The 18,527-nt window shown below is 66.9% G+C and carries 10 protein-coding genes; 1 reads left to right on the top strand and 9 read right to left on the bottom strand.

Going from position 1 to position 18,527, the window contains the following annotated elements; genetic code table 11:
* Positions 1-111: 111 nt before the first annotated feature.
* The gene (locus GTZ93_RS21825) at positions 112-2,034 is read left to right on the top strand and encodes a sulfatase-like hydrolase/transferase (RefSeq protein ID WP_161662965.1); all 1,923 of its coding nucleotides are present in this window, start codon (positions 112-114) and stop codon (positions 2,032-2,034) included.
* Here GTZ93_RS21825 and GTZ93_RS21820 read toward each other — a convergent pair.
* The 9 genes from GTZ93_RS21820 to drmD all read right to left on the bottom strand — a co-directional run bounded on the left by GTZ93_RS21820 (position 2,031) and on the right by drmD (position 18,460).
* Positions 2,031-2,942 (bottom strand): DUF3396 domain-containing protein, encoded by a 912-nt coding sequence (locus tag GTZ93_RS21820; RefSeq protein WP_139919248.1) that lies wholly within the window; start codon positions 2,940-2,942, stop codon positions 2,031-2,033. The two genes, GTZ93_RS21825 and GTZ93_RS21820, sit on opposite strands and share 4 nt — an antisense overlap.
* Positions 2,939-3,637, bottom strand: coding sequence for a hypothetical protein (locus GTZ93_RS21815; RefSeq protein ID WP_257979250.1), 699 nt, complete (start codon positions 3,635-3,637; stop codon positions 2,939-2,941). Before GTZ93_RS21815 ends, GTZ93_RS21820 begins: the two co-directional genes overlap by 4 nt.
* Positions 3,638-3,738: 101 nt before the next feature.
* The gene (locus tag GTZ93_RS21810; RefSeq protein WP_161662963.1) at positions 3,739-4,671 is read right to left on the bottom strand and encodes a type VI immunity family protein; all 933 of its coding nucleotides are present in this window, start codon (positions 4,669-4,671) and stop codon (positions 3,739-3,741) included.
* Between the two features lie 4 nt (positions 4,672-4,675).
* Positions 4,676-5,476, bottom strand: a complete 801-nt coding sequence (locus tag GTZ93_RS21805) for a hypothetical protein (protein WP_257979249.1) — start codon at positions 5,474-5,476, stop codon at positions 4,676-4,678.
* A gap of 30 nt (positions 5,477-5,506) precedes the next feature.
* The gene (locus tag GTZ93_RS43285; RefSeq protein ID WP_139919245.1) at positions 5,507-5,806 is read right to left on the bottom strand and encodes a phospholipase D-like domain-containing protein; all 300 of its coding nucleotides are present in this window, start codon (positions 5,804-5,806) and stop codon (positions 5,507-5,509) included.
* A gap of 376 nt (positions 5,807-6,182) precedes the next feature.
* On the bottom strand, positions 6,183-8,030 hold the full coding sequence (gene drmB, locus GTZ93_RS21795) for a DUF1998 domain-containing protein (protein WP_139919244.1): 1,848 nt from the start codon (positions 8,028-8,030) through the stop codon (positions 6,183-6,185).
* Complete coding sequence (gene drmA / locus GTZ93_RS21790) at positions 8,017-11,355, bottom strand: DISARM system helicase DrmA (protein ID WP_139919243.1); 3,339 nt, start codon at positions 11,353-11,355, stop codon at positions 8,017-8,019. Before drmA ends, drmB begins: the two co-directional genes overlap by 14 nt.
* Positions 11,356-11,363: 8 nt before the next feature.
* Positions 11,364-15,281 carry a type IIL restriction-modification enzyme MmeI gene (locus tag GTZ93_RS21785; protein WP_167548266.1) on the bottom strand — a complete coding sequence of 1,306 codons (3,918 nt, stop codon included), beginning with the start codon at positions 15,279-15,281 and terminating at the stop codon, positions 11,364-11,366.
* Positions 15,281-18,460 carry a DISARM system SNF2-like helicase DrmD gene (gene drmD / locus GTZ93_RS21780; protein ID WP_257979251.1) on the bottom strand — a complete coding sequence of 1,060 codons (3,180 nt, stop codon included), beginning with the start codon at positions 18,458-18,460 and terminating at the stop codon, positions 15,281-15,283. Before drmD ends, GTZ93_RS21785 begins: the two co-directional genes overlap by 1 nt.
* Positions 18,461-18,527 lie beyond the last annotated feature (67 nt).

Below are 18,527 nucleotides of genomic sequence, written 5' to 3'. Positions count from 1 at the left end.
CGCGTCGGGTGGGGACGCGGCGGAGGGCTGCTTGCGTTCCCCGGGGACGCGGGGCGTGGGGCCGGTGTCTCTGGGAAGGCCGTTGGTATGGCGCGTGCTCAGGGACGGGGCATGTCCACTCCCTCGCGGCCCAACATCCTCATCCTGACGGTCGATCAGCTCCAGTTCCCCCCGTTCGCCTATGGGCCTGATGGCGGCTTCCTGCCGGCCATCAAGGACATCCTGGGCTTCGCGGACGAGGGAGGGGAGGACAACCCGTTCCGGAAGTTCTTCCCCGGCTTCGCGGCGCTGCGGAAGAACGCGGCGGTGTTCCGCAACCACACCATCGCGGCGTCGGCGTGCACTCCCAGCCGCGCGGTCATCTACACGGGGCAGTACGGCACGCGCACGGGCGTCACGCAGACGGACGGCCTGTTCAAGAGCGGTGACGCGGCGGCCTTCCCGTGGCTGTCAGCGGATGGGATTCCGACGCTGGGGCACTGGTTCCAGAAGGCGGGCTACCACACGCACTATTTCGGCAAGTGGCATGTGAGCAATCCTCCGGACCACTCGCTGAAACAGTATGGCTTTGACGACTGGGAGTTGTCGTATCCGGAGCCGCACGGGGCCTCCATCAACAACCTGGGCGCGTTCCGTGACGAAGGCTTCGCGGACCTGGCGTGCGGCTTCCTGCGGCGGATGGCATTGGGTGAGCCGTACAACCGGGCGCTGGCGGAGCAGTCGTACGAGGCGCCCCGGGCCGCCGCGCCGGGGAGCGAGCCCCAGCCGTGGCTGGCGGTGGCGTCGTTCACCAATCCGCACGACATCGCGACGTATCCCATCCTGCCGCGGCAGTTGGATCCGGCGGGGCCCAAGGTGGGGCCGCTGATGGTGCCTACGGGGGGGCGGTCGGTGGCGCCCACGGGGGGGACGTTCACGGTGCCGCTGAACCCGCTGGGGTTCCCGCAGGACAACGCGAGCGTGCCGTCGAATCTGCACGACACGTTGGAGAACAAGCCGGCCTGTCAGCGGGACTATGCGTACAAGGTGGGGCTCGCGCTGTCGTCGAAGACGGGCCTGACGATGCACCAGGCGAACGAGAACATCGACCCGGTGACGGTGACGTTGAACGCGGGCATCCCGTTCCAGCTGACGCACGACCCGGAGAAGGCGGCGCTGCGCTTCCAGCAGTACTACGCGTGGCTCATCCACCTGGTGGACGGGCACATTGAGCGGGTGCTGCGGACGCTGGACGAGACGGGGCTGCGGGAGAACACGGTGGTGGTGTTCCTCTCCGACCACGGCGAGTACGGCGCGGCACACAGCTACCTGATGGAGAAGTGGCACACGTCCTACCAGGAGGCGCTGCACGTGCCGCTGGTGGTGCAGTTCTCCGAGGAGCAGAAGACGCGATACATCGACGCGCTGACGAGCCACGCGGACATCGTGCCCACGGTGCTGGGGCTGGCGGGGATTACCCGCGAGGAGCAGGCGGCGATCCGCACGGACCTGCGGCTCCACCGTCCGGTGCCGCCGTTCGTGGGCGCGGACCTGAGCCCGCTGGCGAGGGGCGAGTCCACCACGGTGGTGGAGCCCAACGGCACGCCGCGAGAAGGCGTCCTCTTCATCACGGACGACGAAATCACGGAGCCGCTGCCGCGCACGGGAGACCCGCACCAGCTGCACGATGACGCGCTGTTCACCGTGTACTCGCGAGCGGTGGAGCGGCTGCGGGAGCAGGGCAAGGTGCCCGGGTTGAGGCCCGGAGCGGTGTGCCAGCCGAACCACGTCCGCTGCGTGCGCACGCCCCGCTGGAAGCTGGCGAGGACGTTTGACCCGTCCGGAGAGCACGCGGACCAGTGGGAGCTGTATGACCTGGAGACGGACCCGCTGGAGATGGAGAACCTGCTCGTCTTCGACCAGCCGTTCCCGACGCTGATTCCGTCACTGCCGCGGGGGCTGTCCCGCGTGGAGGTGGAAGAGGCGGCGCGCGCGACGCATGCGCTGCTGGGGCGGTACGAGGCGGAGAAGCTGTCGCCCTGGCCGCAGGGTTAGAGGAACCGGCGAAGCCACTGGTTCGTGTCGTGTTGGAAGGGAAGGAGCTCTTCGCCTTTGTATTGGAAGAGGAAGGGCTCCATCAGCTGGGCCAGTGCGCGGTACTGGGGGGGGATGGCTTTCGTCTGTGTGTCGATGGGGTCTGGCCACTCGTCCAGGGTGACGAGGACGCGGTCACCGTCCATGGGGAGCAGGGAGACCTCCGGGAAGGGGAGCGCGTTCCGGAGCGCGTCGATGCCGCCCAACTGTCCCAGCAGGGGCTGGCCGAGGAACGTGAGCCAGGCGGGGACCAGGGCGTGCGTGCCGATGACTGCGCTGAGCTCCCTGTTGTTGTAGGCGTCCAGTCCCGGATACCGGGCGAGGAGCGCTTCGGTGAGCTTCCAGTCGCCTGAGCTGAACAAACCTTGGGGTGAGACGATCGCGAAGCTGGCGTAGCCGAAGTTGAACGGCAGCTCGTGCCCCAGTTGGAGCGCAAGGGCTTGAAGGTGTGAAGCCCCGTGCTCCCTGAGGTATTCGGTCGGGAACGTGAACGACACCGAGCTGATGGGGTCCTCAAGGATGGGATCCCCGAGTTGCCGCCCGTAGTATTCGAAGTGATAGCCGCCAGCCTCGCTCGGACTCTCCATGAGTTCGATGGATCGGAGACCGTTCCAGGGCGGCTCCAGCAGACACTGCCGGAGGTGTTTCCATCCGGCGTCATCGAGAGGAGCCATGTCTCCGTCGTCGGACGGGTACCAACCCAGCGTTCCAGCAGGAATGGCTCGAAGATAGGTTTGCAGGGCGCGCCATACCGCAGGGGCGAAATCCGCGGGGGTGCGCTGGATGAAGAAGGAGATGACGATGCCATCGCGTCCCGCGAGCCAGCCTTTCCTGGCGCGAAGCTGGATGCTTGGAAAGTTGTCCCTCATCGCGGCCTCACTCCATTGCCCGGAGAGATGAGTAGCGCCGGTCCGCCCAGTGCTGCCTTGTAGATCTCACCCTGGTCCCTGCCGATGTATGGACTGCTGGGGCCATACTCCGTCCACTTTGGCAGGTTGCTATCAGGGCAAGGGAACTTGAAGTCCAGGGTGAGCGCGGACTTGAGCAGGTCGCGGTCTCCGTGGAGCACGAGGTCGGGCTTGATGGTGCCCCGGAGTTCCTCGGTGCATCCCTGGGCAATGAGGCGCGCTTCCTCCCGCGGGCTGATGGTCTCCAAGAAGCGGGCGTTCGGGTAGTAGCGGTAGCGCTGCTCGATGCTGAAGGGCGCGGGCCACAGTTCCTTCAACCCCTCTTCCGCGCACTGAAGCGCGAGCACGTGCTTCTGCTTTCCCAACTGCATTGCGCGCGTGATGGGGTTGCCACAGCGATCCTTCTCGACGATCTCGCTGCATTCCTGCCGCGTGGGAGGCCGCCCGTGGAAGTAGCGCGCATTCCCCACCTGCTCAGCCCGGGCAGCACACTCCGCGAGGCGTTCCTCCAACTCATCCACGGCGTCGTGGTCTTGCTGCATCAAGCCAAGCAGGACGGGCGCCGCCTGGACCAGGGTCGACGCCGCCGCCCGCGCGGACGCCTGTTCTGCCACATACGCCGCGTGCCGTGCCTTGCCGGCGGTCTCCGAGTCCACGAACCCCAGCTCTCCGTGCCGGGAATGCCGTGAACCGCCAGCACACGCAGTCAGCAGGGCGCAAGCCACCCACAGGCTCATCGCGGGACGTCGTCCTGGCTTCAGGGTTGGAGGAACCGGCGGAGCCACTGGTTCGTGTCGTGTTGGTAGGGGAGCAGCTCTTTGCCTTCGTACTGGAAGAGGAAGGGCTCCATCAGGCGGGCCAGTGCGCGGTACTGGGGGGGAATGGCCTTCGTCTGTGTGTCGATGGGGTCTGGCCACTCGTCCAGGGTGACGAGGACGCGGTCGCCGTCCATGGGGAGCAGGGAGACCTCTGGGAAGGGGAGCACGTTCCGGAGCGCGTCGATGCCGCCCGGCTGTCCCAGCAGGGGCTGTCCCAGGAACGTGAGCCAGTGGGGGCCCAGCGCACGGGTCCCGATGATGGGGCCGAAGTCTTCGATGTTGTGCAGGTCCAGGCCTGGGTATCGGATGAGGAGCGCTTCGATCAGCTCTCCCCTCGTGGAGCTCCAGTGGCTTCCCGGAGAAATGATGGCGAAGCTGGCGTAGCCGAAGCTGAAGGGCAGCTCTTGAGCCAGCTCTAGTGCCAGGGCGCGAAACGAGGCTGCTCCGTTCTCCTGGAGGTATTCGGTGGGAAACGTGAATGACACCGAGACGAAGGGCACCTTGCCGAAGGGATTGTCGCTGGACCAGCCTTCGTATTCGAAGATGTAGCCGCTGGAGACCTCTCCTCCTCCTGGGCTTTCCAGCAGCAGCGCACTTCCGCTGTAGCCTGAGGGACGCTCGATCATCTTCTGGCGTGCGACCTCCCAGCCCCTGTCGTCGAGCTCCAGGATGTCGCCATCGTCCGCTCCATACCAACCCAGCGAGCCAGGGGGAATGGCCTGACGGTAGTGCTGCAACGCGCGCCATGCCGCCAGCGCGGCCTCCTTGTGCTCATGCTGAATGAAAAAGTGGAGGACGACGCCATCGCGGGCCGTGGGGACGGGAGGCTCGCCTTTCGACCACAGGCGGATGACTGGATAGTCCTTTGTCATGGCGTCACCTCTCGATTCCCCTGCGGGGCGAAATGAGCAGGGCCTCTCCCCCCAACGCGTCCTCATAAATGGTTTTCTGGGACATGTCTTCGTAGGGACTGCCCCGGCCGTACTGCGTCCAATTCGGGAGATTGGAGTCAGGACACGGGAACTTGAAGTCCAGGGTGAGCGCGGACTTCAGCAGGTTGCGGTCTCCGTGCAGGACGATGTCCGGCTTGATGGTGCCTCGGAGTTCCTCGGTGCAGCCGTCGGCGATGAGCTGCGCTTCCTTCGCCTTGCTGATGGTCTCCAGGAAACGGGCGTTCGGGTAGTAGCGGTAGCGCTGCTCAATGCTGAAGGGCGCGGGCCACAGCTCCTTCAGCACCGCTTCCGCGCACTGGAGGGCGAGCACGTGCTTCTGTTTCCCTAACTGCATCGCCCGGGTGACGGGCTTGCCGCAGCGGTCCTGCTCCACCACCTCGGCGCACTCCTGGCGCGTCGGAGGCCGGTCCCGGAAGTAGCGCGCGTTCCCCAACTTCTCCGCCTGGACTGCACATGCGGCGAGCTGCTTCTCCAGTTCATCCGCGCCATGGTCCTGCTGCATCAGCGCGAGCACGGCCGGAGGAATGGCCTTGACCAATGGGGAGGCCATGGCCTGGGTCGCGGCCCGCGCGGAGGCCTGTTCCGCCACATACGCCGCGTGCCGTGCCTTGCCGGCGGTCTCCGAATCCACGAACCCCAGGTCCCCATGCCGGGAATGCCGTGAACCTCCAGCACACGCTGTCAGCAGGACACAGGCCACCCAGAGGCTCGTCACGGGACGCATGTGCCGGACTCTATCCGGCGCGACGGCGTGTCAGGCGACCCTTGAGAACCACTCCCCCGTGGAGAACTGGGACTCCAGCACCGCCGCCAGGTGCGCATCCTCCAGCAGCACGCCCACCTCGATGTTCCGTGTCTGTCCCCGGTCGGTGAAGTTCGCGGACGTCACGAAGACCCACCGCGCGTCCACCACGACGCACTTCGCATGCAGGCTGGCGAAGACTCCCTTCTCCGGCGAGAAGCCGTGGCACTCCGGAAACGGTGGCCCGAACGGCCAGTGCTCCCGCAGGAACGCCGAGGCCACCGATGCACTGGCATAGAGCCGGCAACCCACGCCCGGCTGAGTGCTTCATGCAGCGGCCTCAGGACCTCCGCCGCATGGTCGAACGCGAACCCGGCAACCAGCACCGTGTTTGTGGCCTTGTGGAACAGGTCCGCCAGCACCACCGCCGTGTCGCGTGCGCCGCTCCAGCGGGTCTCCGGCCCCGTCCACACCAGCTCCGGACGCCGGGCTCTTCCGCGCCGCTCCACGAGCAGCGTGTCCAGGAGCACGAGAGCGCCCTCCCGTCCCAGCGCATTCAACGCCGCGGCCTCGCCCGCCAGCGGCTCCAGCCCCTCGCCCTGGAGCGCCAGCCGCGACAGCGGAAACCCGAGTCTCCGCGAGGCCACCACGGCCCTCAGCCGCTCCAGGTCTGGCGTAGCCACGCCGCTCAGGTCCACGACGTCTTCAGGAAGGCGACGTCTTCGTGGCCCAGCGTGGGCACGACGAGCGCGCGGTCGAGGTATTGGTTGAAGCGCTCGCAAGAGCACTCAGGGAGGAAGAGGCAGCCGTGGCACGCGGCGCCTTCCAGGTCGCGGTCGTCACGGCCGGTCGGCTCGTGGTGCGCGCACACAGGGTCGTTGGAGCAGAGGCGCGCGTCCTCCAGTGCCCGGGACAGGTGTTGCCCCAGCCTCCGGCCCTCCTCCACCAAGCCGCCCAGCGTTCCCTCCGCGCCCGTGGTGCCTGTCATCAGCAGGATGCCCGCCATGGGGACGGCATCGCTGTGCGGCGCGCAGTACAGCCGCTCGCGGATGGAGCTCGCGGGATAGCCGCACTCCAACGCCACCTCCGTCATCAGCAGGTGCGCCAGCGAGTGCAGCAGGTAGAGCCGTACGCCCGGGAAGGTGAGCTTCGAACCGGAGCCCTCCTTCCAGCGCTCCCATCCGGCCTTGAGCACCTCCTCGCGCCGTCGCACCGGCGCGGAGGTCTCCCACGCATGCACCTGCTGCTCATCGAGCACCAACAGCATGCCCTCGCCCTGCATCTCCGTGACGGGCACCCAATCCCTGTGCAGCGACATCGGTGCGAGCGCTACGTCCAGGTCGTAGCGGCCCTGGAGGTCCTTCGTCAGAGGCTCCAGCCGGGTGAAGCCGACCTGGGCCTGGACCTCCCGCAGCCGCCGCGCCAGCACCACGCGCTCCACCCACGATGGCAGCCCTTGCGGTCGCGCGATGCGCCGGGCCCAGAAGACCTCGGTGCGGTCCCGGGGCATCTCGCCCGGCTTCTCCTGCGGTTGCGCGAGGAACTGGAGCCACTCCGCGGTGCGGATCTCCGGGACGGCTTCGGGTGTGTGCTCGCGCTCCGCCTGGATGGCCGCCAGCACTTCCGCGTTGGATGCGGAGCCCAGCGCCGCCTGGACCTGGGGAATGGTCCGGAAGGCGGGCAGGCTCTCCGCGGTGGCCGCCTGGAGGATGTTCCACGCGGACTGCACCTTGCGCCGGAGCGACTCGGGTTCGGGGATGGTGATGGCGCTGGTGGTCTGCGCGAAGTAGCCGTTGCTGGCGGTACGGACGAGCAGACGCTGCCTTTCGTCGCAGCGCTCCCGTGCCTCCAATCCCAGCCAGGGTCGCTCTCCGTCGCAGCGGTCCTGCTGCTCCTTGTGCGTCATGTCGATGAGGCGCCTGCGCTTGCCGCACGTCGAGCACGCGACCTCGATGTCGCTGAAGTCACCGCTCACGCCCTCCTCCAGCTTGAGCTGTGGAGCGTCGCAGGGCTTGCGTTCGTGCATCCACCAGGCCCAGTCAATGTCCGACAGGTGGCCGCGCGGACAGGCCGCGACGAAGCGCACCGGCACGCAGCGCTCCGGCTTCGCGTCCACGCCCGAGCAGCGGTGGCGGTACTCCTGATTCACCCGCTCCAGGCTGTTGGCCCGCACCAGCGCGCGGCAGCGGGGATTCTGGCAGACGAACCAGCGCGGAAACTCATACACCTGGATGCCGCAGGACTCCGTCGGCTCGCGTTCATCCCCGGCGGGTGGCTTGCGGAACGGAGCCTCCTTGCTGAGGGGCCACTTGTTGCGGTGGTAGAGCGGTTCGACGATCTCCAGGAGCCGGGGTTCGTTGACCACCTCGCCCTGGCCCTTGAGGCGCCAGAAGTCCAGGCCTCCCACGAGGACGGCATCGTTGAGCAGGTCCAGCATGCTGCCCGGGCCGAAGGTGGAGACCACCTGGCTCTGGCGCACGCGCCCATCCGGCGGCCGCGTCGAACGGGCCTTGTTCCACTTCCTACGGTTCGTCATGTGCCACCTCCTCCGTCGCGGCCTTCGGGGCGCGGTAGCCGCCCAGGGGTTGACGTGAAATCCACAGGTGCACCGAGGACTCCACGTCGCGCATGGACGTGGGCGCTTCGAACTTGAGCTCGTCCTGTGTGAGGTTTTCGGTGGTGTCCAGGAAGCCGCGCAGCAGGGGCTTGAGACCCTTTCCCTCCGGGTCGTAGGGCGAGTACGCGCGCTGGGCGGCGTCCTTCTTCGCCTGCTCGATGATGTTGCGCCACGAGTCGAGCAGGCTCCGCGCACGCTGCATCACGATGCCGCTGGCGCGCTCCGACTCCTCCTTGGGCAGGCCACGACCGGCGCGCTTCGCCAGCGTTTCGAGCGTCTGCTCCAGCGCGTCCCGGTGCGCTTGCAAGGACTTCCACTCCAGGGGCGCGGTCATGGCGGTGTCCATCAGCCGGCCCAGCGCCACCACCACGCCCGCGAGGCCCCGGTCGAGCGCCGGAGCGGAGAAGGGCGTCACGGAGGTGGCTTCGACGAAGCGGTAGAACGACTCGTGGTACGGCCCGAAGCGTTCGTAGTGGCTGCGGTCGCGAGGCTTGGCGGCGTTGAGGCACGTCACCACGAGGCCCGGCTTGTTCGTGTTGCGGCCCACGCGGCTGGACGCCTGGATGTACTCACTGGTCGTCTTGGGTTGACCCGCCACGACCATGAGGCCCAGCCGGTCGATGTCCACGCCCACGGAGATCATGTTGCTGGCGAGCACGACGTCGATGCTCTGGGGCTGACCGTGCGTGAGCTCCAGGCGGTTCTTCGAGGCCTTGATGTCGGCGGTCTTCTCGCGGCTGGTCAGCTCGATGGGCTCGCCGCGGATGGTCCTGCTGCGGTACCAGGGGTGCTCGGCCTCCTTGTCGAAGTCCTCCGGCCGGCGGCGGGCGCGGTCCATCGCGAGCCGGCGCACCTCGTCCTCGACGAGCCGGCGCATGCCGCCCAGTTCACGCAGGCTGTTGAAGTAGCCGACGAGGGTCAGGTACGGGTCCGCGCTGGACGCACCGTGGAGTTGTTCACCGCGCGAGGCGGCGGCGAGCACGCTGACATAGACGCGCAGCAGGATGGCCTTCATGGGCCGTCCGGGTGCCGCCACGCCCACGTACTGGCGCGCGCCCTTCTTTCCCACGGAGGCGAAGAACGTCTCGGAGGCATCCACGCCGGGGGGCGGGAAGAGCGCCACGTCCCGTCCGTAGAGGCGGCTCACCTGCTGCCGCGAACGGCGGACCGTGGCCGTGGAGGCCACCAGCTTCGCCCGGGGCGCGAGCGTCAGGACGGCCCCTTCATAGAGGCCCACCATGGAGCCCAGGGGGCCGGAGATGAGATGCAGTTCGTCCTGCACGATGAGCTCCGGGGGACGCAGGCCCTGCGGGAGCGTCACGAGCGCCGCCTTCATGGCCGCGGCGTCGTCGCACGGGCCGACGAAGCGCTTTCCGGTGCGGCCCAGGGCCCGGCCGAAGAGCAGCCCGGTCTCCCCGCGCCAGGGAAGCATGGCGAACTTGTCCACGGTGGCGACGAGGAAGCACGGCAGCTCGCGGTAGATCTGCTCGTCGACGAAGAGGACGGGGAGCCCTTCCGGGTTGCGGCCCAGGTTGAAGGCACACGCGATGTTCGCGCAGCCGACGAGCACCTCCTCCGGCTTGGACTTGGAGGGCCGGAGGATGAAGCACTCGCGCTCGAAAGGCGTTGCGCACCAGGGGCAGGTGGCGAGCGGGAAGGGTGACTGGGCGCGGGCGCTGTTGTCGTTCTTGTACTCGGTGATCTGCGTGGAGACCTGCTCCAGCGTGTTGGCGGTGGCGGAGCGGCCGACCCACAGGCCGATGGAGAAGCGGACTGCTCCCAAGCGTTTGGGCTCCTGTTGGCGGAGCACATCGAGCGCGCAGATGAGCGTCGCCGCCCGGCCGAGCTGGTCGAGCGTGAGCAGCCGCAGCGTGTATCGCAGCAGCACGGCCACCCCCAGGCCTCCATGGACATGCGCCTGGCCGCGGAGACGGCGCAGGAGCAGCGTGAAGGCGATGAGGCCCAGGTACGCCTGCGTCTTGCCGCCGCCCGTGGGGAAGAAGATGAGCTCCACGAGCTCGCGGTCCGCGTGGGCTTCGTCCTCGACGGACGGGAGGTTGAGCAGGATGAAGGCGAGCTGGAAGAGGCGCCATTCGGGAGCACGGTCGGGGCGGGCCTTGCGCTCGGCCTGGGCCATGACGCTGTTCATCCAGCGGAAGGCGTCGAAGGCGAGGGGCTCCCGTTCCAGGAGCTGGATACCCTCCTCGATGCGTGAGGCGGCGCGGTGGGCGCGGCGGACCAGCTCATCCCGAGTCTCCTCGCGGCGCTCGCTGCCCACGTCGAGAGCGGCCTGGTCGGTCACCCAGTCGCGGTAGGCGCGCACCAGGGGGCTCAGGGCCGCAACGGCCTCCGAAGGCGTCGTGAACGCGGCGAGCTGTTCCATCCCCACCGTGACTTCGCGAATCTGGCGAGCCTCGACGGGCAGCACCTCGACGCGAGGCAGCCAGTCCGTCTCCACGCGGGTGACGGGCAGGGAAGTGGAGGGGACGCGCACGGAGATGCCGTGGCCCACGGCCCACTGCTGACGGTGGCGGAACTGGAGGTCGTTGACGCGGTCGTCGTCGTCCTCGCTCCGGGCGTCACTGGAATCCTGCCGGCTGACGAAGCCCTGCGCGCACTCCAGAGCGAGGTGCGTCTGGAAGGCATAGGCCTCGTCACGGTCCGCGGCGGTGCTGGTGGGGGGACGCGCGTTGACGAGGAAGATGGCGACGGCGAGCTCCCCTTCGCGAGTCTTCTCCACATGGCCTTCCAGGCGCAGGCCCCGGCTGTCCTGGAGGTTCACGCCTTCGCGCAGCACCGAGTCGTTCAGGGACAGGGTGACGGTTCGTTGGTGGAAGGTGCGAGTCCACGGCCTGCGTCCGTCCGCCTCGGTGCGCTCGTAGTCCGCCCAGCAGACATGCGCGGTGAGCTGGGACGTGCCCGAGGGGACGAAGACGGACAGTCCCATGGACGCGGGAAGGCGGCGCACCTTCTTGGCGGTGGGGTCGGGACGGGAGGTCTCCTCGGCGTCCTCGTCGTTGCCCGCGGCGAGGTCGTCTTCCTCGTCGTCAGGGTCGTCCTCGATGACGCCCTGGTCGAGCGGGACGAGGAAGCCCGTCAGGTACCAACGGGACGGCGGATTGCGGAGCACTTCCGGGGCGTCCGACACGGGAGCGCCTGGGGGCTTGTGGAACGGACCGACGAGGTCCGCTTCGAGCGCATCGATGAGGTGGGAGCGGACCGCTCCAGCATCATTGGCATTCATGGGAGGACTCAGGCGGTCTGGGTGCGGGACTTCGAGGCGCGGCGGGACGTGGGATGGGCTTCCTCACGGGCGCGCTGCTCATTCAGGTCGAAGAGGCGGTCGAGGACCTCGTCCTCGAAGGCTTCGAGCTGTTTTGGAGTGGCGCCGCAGTACGGAGGGGCGTGGATGTCATTCCAGCCGTAGGCATCCAGGACGGCCTGGTCCACGGCGACATGCAGGTCACGCAGGCGCTGTGTCGCGGCGTCCGTGACAGACTTGTCCTTGAGCCGGTTGTACGTCGTCGTCAGGCCGATGTTGTTGGCCTGCATGTACTGGCTGCGCTCGAAGTGGAGCTGCTTGCCTATGGCTTCAAGCGCGGAGCCGTGGGCGTTTTCGGGGAAGGGGAAGGTTTCGAAGCAATCAGACGCTGAGTAATTGAGGTCGATCCTCATCGTTGACGAGAGGAGTCGTGTCCATGCCTCGTGGACGCGTGATTGCAACAAAGCGAGGTGTCGGTCGTGGCTGACCGGGAAGACTTGTGCCTTATGTGAAAAGAGGCGGGAACTCGGCATCCAGCTGAACATCAAGTGCTTTGAAACAATGCTGGTTACGAGACATCGGTCGACCGTTCGGAGTGCCTCGTAGAGCGCGGGCGTCGTCTCGGCGAAGCGCCACCAATACTTTCGGCGAACCTCCCGTTTGTTCTGGTCGCGTTCCGGCTTCACCAGTTCCCGGACGATTCGCAAGAGATCGGGCCATTGCTCGGCTTCTTTCAACTCCATTTTTCCGAAGTTGATGACGTATCGTTCAAGCTGCGGCGATGGATCCGAATTGATCTCCTCGCCCCCTACGTACCGAAAAATCCGTTCCGCGTTTTTGGGTGACTTCGCTATGAGAGTTGATCGCTGCTCGGGATTGAGCACGAATCCCATTCCCAGGACGTACGTTCCGACAAAGCTCTTGCTTGAATTGGCAGCGAGAACCATGGGATCCGCTCGTTCCGGCTTTCCTCTCAGGCGAGAGTTGAGGTGCTTCACGCCTTGTCCATCCAGACGTGTCTCCAGCGCCAGTCCGGAAACGTGGCCCTTCGCCAGATGCACCACGGACACAGAGACGTTGGCTCCGTCCACGGGCCACTTCATGGATCGCACGGCGTCGTACAGGTGGCCACCGTGATCCACCAGGTACTTCAGCCCCGTGGTCCTCGTATCACCCTGTGCGATGGTATTCGTGGCGATGAACCCGAAGCTGCCGTGCTCACCCAATAGATGGAACGCACGACGGAAGAAATGCGCGGAGAGATCCGCATTGCCGTGTGCGTCCTCGTGGACCGCCTGGAGCCAGGGCAGGTAGTTATCTCCCCCTGTATCGATGATGGCGTTCTTCCCCGCGAAGGGCGGGTTCCCCACGAACCCATCGATCCATGCCGCCTTGTTGGGCTGCTCATCGTCGAGCGGATCGGGTCGGCTCCCATGGAACACCTCAGGGAACTCCAGCGGCCAGTGGAACGTCCATGGCGGCGCGGAGAACGCGGCGATGTCCGTCGGCATGGGCGGCAGAACGCCCTTCTTCTCCTGGGACAGCCACGCTCCAATCAGGTCGAGCCGACGGATGCGCTCCTTCTCCCGCTCCTTGTCCGAGCCGTGAGCGAAGAACGCACCGACGCATGCGTTGGCGATCCGTTTGACGTCCGCCAGCGCGGCATCCGCATCACGAAGCAGCCCTTCCTTCACCCGGCCGGGGTCCAGGTCCAGCTGCAAGGGTTTGCGCTCCGGCCCTTCCAGGTCGAGCGCGAGCTGGAGGATCTCCTCACGCTTCTCAAGAGAACGCGTCAGCTGCTTCTTGAGGAGTGCCCAGGGCAGTTCTGACTGCTTCTTGCTGGCTGGGTCCCAATGGAACGCTTGAAGCTGATCCAGGTCGAGCCCGACCAGCGAGTCGCCGCACTTGAGTGCATGGTCCAGGAAGGTGAACGGCTCTGTCTTCGCCAGCGTCACGAGCCACAGTGACAGCTTCGCGAGGCTCACCGCCCAGGGGTTCTTGTCCACGCCGTACAGGCACCGCTGCGCCACCAACCGGCGTGCCCGCATCACCTCATCCTCGTGCTTGTCGCGCTTCAGCACGCCCTCACGCGTCCAGGCGGCGATGACCTGGTCCGCGAGGAAGCGGCAGGACTCCACCAGGAACGCGCCCGACCCCATGGCCGGATCGCAGATCTTCAGGTTGAGGAGTCGCTCCGATGAAGGCTGGGGCCCCATCGTCTTGAGCAGTGGCTCCAGGGCACGCCGGACGATGCGTGAGGAGAGACTTCGGGGCGTGTAGTGAGTGCTGGTCCGCCGCCGCTCGTTGCCGGGCTGGAGCACCAACTGGGATGCCCGTCGTGTCTCAGTCCCCTTCACACGGTAGGGCTCAAGCGCGGCCAGGACCATCTGCTGCGTGACGGCCTGCTCCAGCGCCTTCGACAGGGCTTTCACCGCCTTCGTATCAAGACCTGCTTCTTCCTCCAGCCATGCGGCACGTCGTTTCGCTGGCTGTGCCAGCACCTCATTCGCTGCGACCCATACCTTCGAGGGTTTGAGGCAGAGCCCAGCACCCGTCAGGCGCTTCACGTGGAAGCCCATCAGTCCCTCGTACACGGAGCCGATCTGCTCCACGTCGAGCGACTTGAAGCTCAGTCGCTGTCCCTTGAGGAAGATGAGCCGCTGCAGGACCTGATGGATGGTCTCATCGTCGATGGATGGTGTCGGCGCAGTCGTGCCCGCATCGTCGGAGCTTCCGCCACCCAGGAAGGGAAACCTGTCAGGGTCGAAGAGCTGCCCTCGGCGCGCCGGCATGCGCAGCTTGTCGTGTGAGGCGCCCAGATAGATGCACCGGAAGAGTGCCAGCAGCCGTGGCCATGCCCCGAATCGCCGGTTCATCGCGTCGGGGTACAGGCTGGCATCCTCGACCAGTTGCTCGTGAAGCGCCTTCACCGACAGGTCATCGCGGTAGGGCTCCTGGTCCACGGGAAGCAGGCCCTGGTCCTCCGCGTAGAGGATGAAGACGAGCCGCAAGAGCGTGGAGAGGAGCCCGCCGTAGACATGGTCCTCACCGCGTGAGAACGCCTCGTCCAGGGTACGGGAACCATCCCGCTCGGCGGCCGTCTCGAAACCCGTGAGGAGGATGCCGAGCGCTTCCAGCACCTGGTCCGCCAACTCCTCGGTGACATCGGCCTGACGGCGGCGGGACTGCTCCAGCAGTGCGGGGAGCTGGTGCTCGGGCAGCACGCCGAAGAAGCGGCGCGCGTGCAGGAGCATCACCATCGCATCGAACAGGGGACGGCCACTGGAGGTGACGAGGTCCTTGAACCGGAAGGTGAGATGGCCAGTCGTCTCTCCATGCGGTGCGTAGACCAGGCGCACGGAGTCCCCGTTGAACAGCAAGCCGATGGGGACGCGGGCTGCGCGCAGCAAGCGGTCGAACTTGGCGGTGGGTTCGTAGAACCACGCGCCTGTGGTGTCCTCCTTCTTGTCCAGGTCCAACCCGGGATGCAGTTCCCAGGTCAGGAGCGCGAAGCCTTCCGCGGCCCGGCTGATGGGCGTGGAGTCGTCCGGCAACCCTTCCGGCTTCGCGGGTGGAGGGCCGCGCCGCCGCAGGCCCCGTGTGGGCTGGATCGTCTGTTGGCCCTCCGCGATGTCGAGCCGGAGGTCCTCTGGGAACTCCGTCGCGAAGTCATCGTCAGAGAAGCCCAGCACCTCCCGGAGGAAGCGCGGGACATCCGTCACGCGAGGTGAGTCACGGCCCGTCAGCAGGATGAACCGCGACTGCGCGGACACCGGCAGGCGCTGCATGCACTGCGCGTCCTCGAGGACCGGGATGGAGACCACCAGCCCTTCGATGGGCTGCGCCATCCCCATCCAGATCTGGTGATAGCGACGCTCGACGTCACCGCCAAAGCCCTGGCCGTTCATCAGCGCGCCCCCGGCCACAGGTAGACCATGCCCACGGGCACCAGACGGGCGACCCGCACGGCGTAGGTGGCTTTCAAGGATTCGGGTTGCTCTGTGAGCTCCTTTCCGAGCGCTCTCAAACGTTGCTCAAGGTGAGCCTTGTCGCGCTTCCATTGGTCCTGCTCCGCCCGTGCGTCGAGCTTGAGCTCGAGCTGCGCGCCCAGCGCCTCCTGGATGGCCTCCTGCTGCGTCAGGAGAATCTGAGTCAGCGCCTTGGCTTCGGACGCTCCCCGCGCCGCCAGCTTCTTGCGAGCATCCTTTTCCCGAAGGGAGGACTGCTCCTCGATGGCGGGCCAGAGCTTCGCGAAGTCAGACGCGGCGCTGGCCAGCAGCCGCGTCTGGACGGCCTTTGGGGTCGCGGAGAGAGCAGGGGCCTCCGCCAGTGTGGTCTCCAGTTGATCGATCGCCTTGCGGTCCGCCTCGTCCGCGAAGGGCTTCAGGTGCCCGCGGCCGCCGCCGTCCAGCCACCTCGCTGAAACGGAGACCACCTCGTCATGGAGCCGCGCGGCGCCTTCGCCAAAGAGCGACAGCCGACCGAAGACGATGACGCGCGCCACGGAATCGCGCTTCGTCTGGACCACCGAGACCCGGCTCAGGTCGTTCGCGGAGAATCCCTGCGCCAGGAACCGTTGGAGCACCCGCTGCACGAGCGGATGGGACAAGTGCAGGTGGGCGAGTTTGCTGGAGACCCCCGGAGGCGCCTCGAAGACCACGGGGGACAGGGGGCGCTTGCGCCACTCCCAGGGGGCCTCGTCCTGCTCCCGCCTGGGGCGGATGGCATCCAGCGTCGCGTTCCACGAAGCGGGAAGGGCGGGAACCTTCCAGGCCTCCAGCGTCTGGCCCTCCTCCGTGACGGTCTCCCGCTCCAGCCGATCCGCGCCGGCCAGCTCGAATCCCACGTCCAGTGCGTCACGCAGCAGGACGGGATTGAAGTCCATGACCTTGCCGCTGCGCTCGCGGAGTTCCCCAATCGCATCCAGCTCCTTGCGCAGGGATTGCAGCGTGCGTTGGGACTCCAGTTCCCGCTTCGTGACGTCGGTGCGAGAGGAGGTCGCGGCGCGGGAGAGGCTCTCCAGCGTGCCCTGGGTGATGCCCGCGGCGAGGGCATCGTGCATCTGGTCCATCAGCACGCTACCCAGGCTGCCCAGCTCGCGGGTGATGGTCTCCACCTTGCGGGCCAGGGTGTCGAGCACCGCGTCCTCGGCGCGCTGGCTGTAGACGAAGTAGCCGCAGCGCACGGCAGGCGCGGGTTGCAGGGCCCGGTCAATGCGACCGTTGCGCTGCTCCATGCGCGAGGGATTCCACGGGACGTCGTAGTGGAAGAGGTCCGCGCAGCGGCCCTGCAGGTTGATTCCTTCGCGTGCCGCGTCGGTCGCGAGGAGGACCCGCACGGGGTACTCGTCCATCGGGCCGTTGAAGGCGGCCTGGACCTGTGCGCGCTTCACGTCATCGATGCCGCCCGTCAGCGTGAGGATTCGCTCATCGCCCCGGTGGGTTCCCTCGAATGCGGCGGTGAGCTGCTCCTTGAGGAAGCGGAGCGTGTCGCCGTACTCCGTGAAGACGATGACCCGGCGGGGCTTCCATGCAGCGCCCCGGGTGAGCGGACATTGATGCTCGCGAATCCAGTGGAGCAGGGCCCGCAGCTTCGCGTCCCGGGCGGTGCGGTGCCGGGCGCTCACCTTGAGCATGTCATCCAGGAGCTGGCGCGCCTGGATGCTGGCGGACAGCTCCTGACTCTGTTCGCTGATGGTCTCCGCGAACGCCAGCTCGAGGGATTCGTCCGTCTCGCCGTGCTCCTCGGACTCAGGGGCGAGGTCGCCGGTGAGTGCTCCGCCGTCAGGCGCCAGGCTTCCCGCTCCGAAGGCCGCCGCATGGACGGAGAGGGTGCGGTGGAAGGCCTCGATGCTGGAGAGGAGGCGCTTCTGGAGGTTGATGAAGACCAGGCGCCCCTGCTTCGTCGCAGGCGCCATCAGCTCAGTGTAGCGCGCGAGCTTCTGGGACAGCTCCAGCTCAGCGGCTGACCCTTCGCCAAGGTCGACGCGCTGCTCGACGGTCTTCCCGTCCGGTGCGAGCCATTCGGCGTGCCAGCGCCCCGTCTCATGCGTCAGGCGCACGCCCACCACGTGCCGCTCGGGGTAGCGTTGCGCGCTGCCCAGGGCGCGCAGGTCTCCCTTGAGCCGGCGCACCATGACGGGTGCCAGTTGGGACTCGCGGACGCGGGTGCCTCGCGTGAAGCGCTGGGGGTCCAGCATCTCCAGCAGCGCGGAGAAACTGTTCGAGTGGCCGTTGTGGGGCGTGGCGGAGAGGAACAGCCGGTGCTCGAAGCGCTCCGCGAGGGACCGGATGCTGCGGGTCGTCTCCGTGTCGATGGCGTACCGGCTGGCCGATGCGGGAGCGACGACGTGGGCCTCGTCGAGCACCAGCAGGGACTTGTGGTGGCCCTTCTCCTCCAGCAGGGTCTTGAGCGGCTCGAAGTACTCGCTGCGCCGCAGCGTCTGATACGACACGATGAAGCGCGAGTGTGTCGCCCAGACAGGGACCTGGAAGCCGCGCTCCTGACGACGGCGGGAGACGAACTCGCTGTTGAAGATCTCGAAGCGCAGGCCGAAGCGCTTCTCCATCTCATCGCGCCACTGGAGCGTCACGGACGCCGGGCAGACGATGAAGACGCGGTCCACGCGCTGGCGGAGGATGAGCTCCTGCAACACCAGCCCGGCTTCGATGGTCTTTCCGAGACCTACGTCATCGGCGATGAAGAGGTTCACCCGAGGCAGCTCGAGCGCCTTCTTGAGAGGCGTGAGCTGGTGATTCATCAGGTGGATGCCCGCTCGGAACGGCGCCTGGAAGAGCCGGGCGTCGGTGGCGGTGACGGAGCTCCACTTGAGCGCGTGCAGGTAGGCCGCGAAGTGACGGGGCTCGTCGAAACGCTCAGGTGTTCCCAATCCACCCTGTTCAGGCCGGATCACTCTTGCGGCGAGCTCGCGCTCCCATAGGACAGACAGGGGACGGCCTTGTGCGTCATCATCCAGACAGGTGAGACGGACGAGGGTGTGTTGCTCCCGGACATCCGAAGGAGCCACGACCTCGTTGACCAGATATTGGCGGTGTCGGACCTGCGCGATATCACCCGCGCACGGCATGGGAGCGGTGGGCATGAATACAACGGTCCGCTACATGTCTGTAGCGCTCAATCCCCCGTGGGAGGTA

This window comes from Corallococcus exiguus, assembly GCF_009909105.1.
In the GTDB taxonomy this organism is placed as follows: domain Bacteria; phylum Myxococcota; class Myxococcia; order Myxococcales; family Myxococcaceae; genus Corallococcus; species Corallococcus exiguus.
The sequence above is the reverse complement of the archived record's forward strand: the minus strand, read 5'-3'. Positions and strand labels throughout refer to the sequence as shown.